This window comes from Candidatus Laterigemmans baculatus, from assembly GCF_010367455.1.
GTDB lineage: Bacteria > Planctomycetota > Planctomycetia > Pirellulales > Pirellulaceae > Laterigemmans > Laterigemmans baculatus.
On record NZ_WRPR01000029.1, the window covers coordinates 26,985 to 33,369 of the forward strand.

5 protein-coding genes are annotated in these 6,385 nt (G+C 64.1%); 4 read left to right on the forward strand and 1 reads right to left on the reverse strand.

Annotated elements, in window-relative coordinates:
- Positions 1-41: 41 nt before the first annotated feature.
- A complete protein-coding gene (locus tag GNK13_RS06390) occupies positions 42-728 on the forward strand; it encodes a DNA-3-methyladenine glycosylase (protein WP_235934850.1) in 687 nt (228 codons plus the stop codon).
- A gap of 190 nt (positions 729-918) precedes the next feature.
- On the opposite strand, the gene GNK13_RS06395 is transcribed toward GNK13_RS06390, so the two are convergent.
- Complete coding sequence (locus GNK13_RS06395; protein ID WP_164101675.1) at positions 919-1,791, reverse strand: MqnA/MqnD/SBP family protein; 873 nt, start codon at positions 1,789-1,791, stop codon at positions 919-921.
- 472 nt (positions 1,792-2,263) lie between these two features.
- On the opposite strand from GNK13_RS06395, the gene GNK13_RS06400 reads away from it, so the two are divergent.
- From GNK13_RS06400 to GNK13_RS06410, 3 genes are all read left to right on the forward strand, one after another.
- Positions 2,264-4,513 (forward strand): HAD-IIB family hydrolase, encoded by a 2,250-nt coding sequence (locus GNK13_RS06400; protein ID WP_164101676.1) that lies wholly within the window; start codon positions 2,264-2,266, stop codon positions 4,511-4,513.
- 120 nt (positions 4,514-4,633) lie between these two features.
- Positions 4,634-5,071, forward strand: coding sequence for a hypothetical protein (locus GNK13_RS06405; protein ID WP_164101677.1), 438 nt, complete (start codon positions 4,634-4,636; stop codon positions 5,069-5,071).
- 31 nt (positions 5,072-5,102) lie between these two features.
- Entirely contained in the window at positions 5,103-6,275 is a 1,173-nt protein-coding gene (locus tag GNK13_RS06410) for a zinc-dependent alcohol dehydrogenase (RefSeq protein WP_164101678.1), read from the forward strand.
- Positions 6,276-6,385 lie beyond the last annotated feature (110 nt).

Here is a 6,385-nt window from a genome sequence, read left to right on the forward strand (position 1 = left end):
CGGCTCGCTCTTCTCGTTCCCCGAATGACCCCCAGCCCGCCGTGAACCCGCGGCCCACCGAAGAACCGCTTCCCGAATCGTTTTTCCAGGCGGCTCCCTACGACGTCGCCGCGGCGCTGCTCGGCTGCGCGCTGGTCCGCCGCATGGGTGGTTCTCTCGTGGGCGGATTGATCGTCGAGACCGAAGCCTACCTGGCCGAGGACGATCCCGCAGCCCATAGCCATCGCGGGCCGACGCCGCGGAACGCGTCGATGTTCGGGCGGGCCGGGACGCTGTACGTGTACACGATTCACGCCAAGTACTGTTTGAACGCGGTCACCGAATCGGTCGGCCGCGGCAGCGCGGTGCTGATCCGCGCCCTGGAGCCGGTCTGGGGGCTCAAGGAGATGCGGCGGCGGCGAGGCCGCGACGAGCTCCGCAAGCTCTGCCGCGGGCCGGCGATGCTCTGCCAATCGCTCGACGTCGATCTGCGGCTCGACGGGGCGAATCTGTGTGACGGCCAGTCGATCTGGATCGAGCGGTTTGCCGAGCCGCTGCAGTTTGAGACCAGCGCCACCCCACGGATCGGCATCCGCCACGCCGCCGAGTTACCGCTGCGGTTTTTCATCGACGGCAACCGCTACGTCAGCGGCCTAGCAAGAGACCACACCCGCCGCCCCACCGAATCGCTGCTGGAGAATGCGTTCAGCGAAGAACGTGGCAAGGCTCCGGACCAGCTGCGGCGTTAGGTTGCCCCGCGGGGGCTGGTCTGTCTCAGTCCGTTCGGGCTGGAAGCGGGAGCGCGCTAGGCTCTCTCGGAAACCCTGAGCCGACGGCGCTAGCCGCGGGTTCTGCTGCAGAAATCCCGTTGCTCGCGAAGGCCCGAGGCTAGCGCCTACGGCTCAAATTGGTCGCAATTGCCGGAATTTCTGTCTGAGCTTAAACGAATTCGGGGCGGACCAGGGTGGGGATGAAGCCGGCTTGGTGGCCTCGCTCGAGCAGCAGTTCGACCGATTTGCGGCCGCGGTCGCCAAAATCGAGCGTCCACTCGTTGACGTACATCCCGACAAAGTCGTCGGCTTTACTGCGGTCGAGACCCCGGCCAAAACCGAGCGCGTAGTCGAGCGCGTCCTGACGGTGCTCAAGCCCGTAGGCGATGCTCTCGCGGAGCAGCCGAGCGACGTCGGCGATCGTCTCGGGGCCCAGGTCGCGGCGGATCGCGTTGGCGCCGAGCGGCAGCGGATAGCCGGTCTGCTCCATCCACCACTTGCCCAAATCGACGACCAGCTTCAGCCCATCTTCGCCGTAGGTCAGCTGGCCTTCGTGGATGATCAACCCGGCATCGATCGGCTGGCCTTGATACTCACCCGCTTTGACGACGTCGATGATCTCGTCAAAGGGGACGGCGACGTGTTCGAATTGGCCGTCGAGACAGATCTGCAGGGTCAGAAAGGCGGTCGTCAGGGTGCCGGGGACGGCGATCCGCTTGCCCTTCATCTGCTCGATCGTGCCGCCCTCCTTGGTGACGACCATCGGTCCGTAATTGTCGCCCATGCTCGCCCCGCTGTTGCACAGCAGGTACTTGTCGGCCAGGTGGGCGTAGGCGTGCAGGCTGACCGCGGTCAGCTCCAGCTCGGCCCCGAAAGCCCGCCGGTTGAGCGTCTCGATGTCGACCAGCTCATGCTCGAACTGGTACCGCCCGGTGTCGATTTTGTCTTTCGCCAAGGCGTAGAACATGAAGGCGTCGTCCGCATCCGGGCTATGGCCGACGCGGATCTTCTGTTGGGTCGTCGCTGGGGCAGGAGCGGACATGGCAGGAGCGAGCTTCGGGGGAAAGTGGAAATGGCGGAAGCAAACCGATGGGGTCTAAGGTAACGCCGCAGACCGGAACTGGGGAGGCGAGCCACGGAAGGACACGGAACCGCACGGAACGGGGGGGGAGGCGGGCCACGGAAGGACACGGAAGGGCACGGAAAAGGGGAGGTGCGCGCGAAGGATTTTGAGATTTCAGATTCCCGGAGACCGGAGACCGGAGACCGGAGACCGGAGACCGGAGACCGGAGACCGGAGACCGGAGACCGGAGACCGGGTTGGCACGGCGTGTGCACTGGTCGCCGAGCATGTTCTTCTGCCTGGCTCCTGCTCTCGCTGCGATTTTCAACCGTGCGTCGATTTTTGGTAGGGTGTCGCTGGGCTCCGCTGCAGCTGGGGTTCTCGGATTGGGGGGAGACCGCCGTCGATGCGTCCTGCAGCGGGTAACGTTTTCAAAGCCAAGTGAAGGGATATGTACATTCAACTGGTCAGCGTGCATGGACTGGTCCGCGGAGAGAGTGTCGAGATGGGCCGCGACGCCGACACGGGGGGCCAAGTTCGCTATGTGCTGGAGCTGGCACGGACGCTGAGCAAGTTTCCCGAAGTCGAGCAGGTGGATCTGCTGACGCGGCGGATTCGCGACAAACGCGTCTCGAGCGACTATTCCGAAGAGATCGAGTCGCTGGGCCCCAAGTGCCGGATCGTTCGTATCGCTTGCGGCGGCGGACGGTACATCCGCAAGGAAAAGCTGTGGCCGCATCTCGACGAGTTCGTCGAAGGGGCGATCGCTTTCACCGCCCGCGAGGGACGTACGCCGCGAATCGTCCACGGTCACTACGCCGACGGCGGCTACATCGCGCGGCATCTGGCCGAAAATTTTGCCGTTCCCTTCGTGTTCACCGGTCACTCGCTCGGCAAACCGAAGCTCGAGTACTTGATGAGCGAGGGGTGGACGCATGAGAAGGCGAACGAGGTCCTGACGATCGACCGCCGGATCGCCGAAGAGCAGGACTGTTTGAACGAGGCGAAGCTGCTGATCGCCAGCACCCGCCACGAGATGCTCACGCAGTACGCCGAGTACGAAAAACCCGAGGGGTTGCGGCAGGAGATTATTCCCCCGGGAACCGATCTCGAGCGGTTCTTTCCGCACTACGATTACGAGTTGCCGGGCGAGACGATCGACGAGCGGTTCAAGCAGGCGCGGTTCCGGATGAGCGAATCGCTGTCGCGGTTTTTCACCCATCCCGACAAACCGCTGATCCTCTCGGTCTGCCGGCCCGACCGCCGCAAGAACATTCAGGCGCTGATCAAGGCTTACGGCGAAAGCCAGCGGCTGCAGGCGATCGCGAACCTCGCCGTCTTCGCCGGAATCCGCTCGGACATTGAGTCGATGCCGGAGAACGAGCAGCAAGTCTTGACCGATATCTTGCTGCTGATGGATCGGCACGATCTGTACGGCCGGCTGGCGATTCCCAAACGCCACGACTCGGAGTATGAGGTTCCCGAGTTGTACCGGTTGGCGGCCGCATCGCGAGGCGTGTTTGTCAACAGCGCGTTTATCGAACTCTTCGGGCTCACGGCGATCGAAGCGGCGGCCACCGGGCTGCCGTTCGTCGCGACCGAAAAAGGAGGCCCGACCGACATCGCGGCCAACACTCACGCGGGGCTGACGGTCGACGTGACCGACCAGGAAGCGCTCACCGCCGCGATGCTCGATGTGCTCTCCGATCCGCAGCGGTGGGACGAGATGAGCAGCTCCGGGATCAACAAGGTCCGGGAGCACTACAGCTGGGATGCCCACTGTGCCAAGTACATGCGGGCGATTCACGAAATCGCCGGTGACGCGCCGCCAAGCGAGGCGGGCAGCGCCCATCCCCGCCGCCGGCTCGAGCAGGTCGAGTGCATGCTGATCACCGATATCGACGGGACCCTACTCGGCGACCACGAGGCGCTGTCGGCTCTCAAGGACGTGCTCCACGAAGAGCGGGGGCGGATCGCCTTGGGGGTGGCCAGCGGACGCTCGCCGGAGTTGGTCGACGAGGCGCTGCAGGAAGCGGGGATTCCCAAAGTCGATTTGGCGATCGCGGCGGTCGGCTCGGAGATCTGCTACGGGCGGCGATTCATTCCCGACCGCGGCTGGATTGCGCGGCTGCAGAAAAATTGGCGGCCCGAAGCGCTCGGCTCGGCGATGGACAGCATCGACTGGATCGAGCTCCAACCGGAGCCGCACACCCAGCGGATGTTCAAGCTGAGCTATCGGATCACGCGCGAGGTCTCGCCGGAGGAAGCGGAGCAGCAGATTCGCGAAGCGCTCGATGCGACCGGCGCCACTTACACGCTGATCATTTCCCACGCGGATTTGGTCGACGTGCTGCCAAAAGCCGCCAGCAAAGGCAAAGCGATCCGCTACCTGGCCGACAAGTGGAATTGGAAGCCCGAGCAAATCTATACCGCCGGCGACTCGGGAAACGACCGCGACATGCTCAGCGGAATCGGGCGGGGCATCATCGTCGGCAACCATACGGTCGAACTCAAGGGTCTCAAAAAGCCGCGGGGCGGAGAGCTGTTCTACGCTCGCAGTGAGTACGCCGCAGGAATCCTCGAAGGGCTTCGGCACTTCGGCTTCTTGCGCGATTCCGCCGCCGCGAGCGAATCGACCGGCGAGGCGGCGGAGCAAGCGGCCGGGGCATCGAAGTCCGAAGCGATCGCCGAATCGAGCTGAGCGAAGCGGGACGAACGAATTCGGATTCTGGCACTCGATCTGCTTGAGAGAGCTGCGAGGCCCGAGGCTAGCGCCTTCGGCTCAGGAAAGAACGCCGCTCTCTTGCTCAGGACCGATGCCATGACCCGGATCACCGTGCCGACACCGACTCACGGGTACGCCCCGTCTCACTCGCCTCCCGATGTCCATTACGCCCCGGGGCTCGGGCTGGCCCGCGGCTTGGGGTGGTTCAGCATCGGGTTGGGGTTGGCCGAACTGCTGGCGCCGCGGACCGTCGCCCGCTGGTCGGGTGTTTCGCATCCCGGGCTGATTCAGGCTTACGGAGTGCGGGAGATCCTCACCGGCGTCGGAATCCTCAGCAGCTCGCGTCCCGCCGGATGGGTCGCCGCGCGGGTGGCAGGCGACGCACTCGACTTAGCGACGATCGGCGAAGCGGCTTACGAGGACGACGAGCAGCGGCGTCGCGCCGGGCTGGCCGCCGCCACGGTCGCCGGAGTGATGGCGGTCGATCTTCTCTGCTACTCGGAGCTTCGCGCCGGCGAAGCGCTCGAAGGTTAATGCAGCCCCTCCTCGCACCCGAGTGAAAATGATGAAAGCTCTCTGTTGGCATGGCACCGGCGACATTCGCCTCGATACCGTTCCGGATCCCGAAATTGCGGATCCCGGCGACGTGATCATCCGGATCACTTCCACGGCAATCTGCGGATCCGACCTGCATCTCTTCGACGGCTTCATGCCGACGATGCAGGCTGGAGATGTGATCGGTCACGAGCCGATGGGCGAGGTGGTCGAAGTCGGCAAGGGGGTGCAAAAGCTGAAGAAGGGAGACCGCGTCGTGGTCCCCTTTACGATCTCCTGCGGGACATGCTGGTTCTGCAACCACCAATTTTACTCGCTGTGCGACACCTCGAACCCCAACGCCGAGATCGCCCGCAAAGCGATGGGGCAGTCTCCGGCGGCGCTGTTTGGCTACTCGCACATGCTCGGCGGGTTCGCCGGTGGGCAGGCCGAGTATCTTCGCGTCCCGTACGCCGACGTGGGGCCGCTGAAGATCGAATCGGGGCTGTCGGACGACCAGGTGCTGTTCCTCTCGGACATTTTTCCCACCGGCTACATGGCAGCCGAAAATGCAGAGATCGAACCCGGAGAGACGGTCGCCGTGTGGGGCTGTGGACCGGTCGGGCAGTTCGCGATCCAGAGCGCGTGGATGTTCAAAGCGGGGCGCGTGATCGCCATCGACTGCGTCCCCGAACGGCTCGAGATGGCGCGGCGGCACGGCAAGGCTGAGACGATCGACTTCAGCGAGGAGACCGTCTACGACCGCTTGATGGACATGACCGGAGGTCGCGGCCCGGATCGGTGTATCGACGCGGTCGGTGCCGAGGCGCATGGAACCGGCAGCCTCGACGCCCTTTACGACAAAGCCAAGACGGCGGTGATGATGGCGACCGACCGCGCGCACGTGCTCCGCGAAGCGATCATGTGCTGTCGCAAAGGAGGCACGCTGTCGATCCCCGGGGTCTACATCGGGTTCCCCGACAAAGTCCCTTTCGGGGCGCTGATGAACAAAGGCCTGACCGTCAAAACCGGCCAGACCCACGTCAAGAAGTACTACAACGCGTTGCTCCAGAAAATCGAGCAAGGGGAGATCGATCCCTCCTTCGTGATCACCCACCGGCTCCCGCTCGAGGAAGGGCCCCAGGCCTACAAAACCTTCCGCGACAAGAAGGACAACTGCATCAAAGTCGTTCTCAAGCCGTGACGCCCTGGAACCGCTGCTAGCTGGACAGCGCCATTTTGGATTGGTTCGGAGCAGGACGGCTCGCGGAAAAATCGTTTAACGGCAAGCCGAAGGCGACTGCTTTTTAAAAC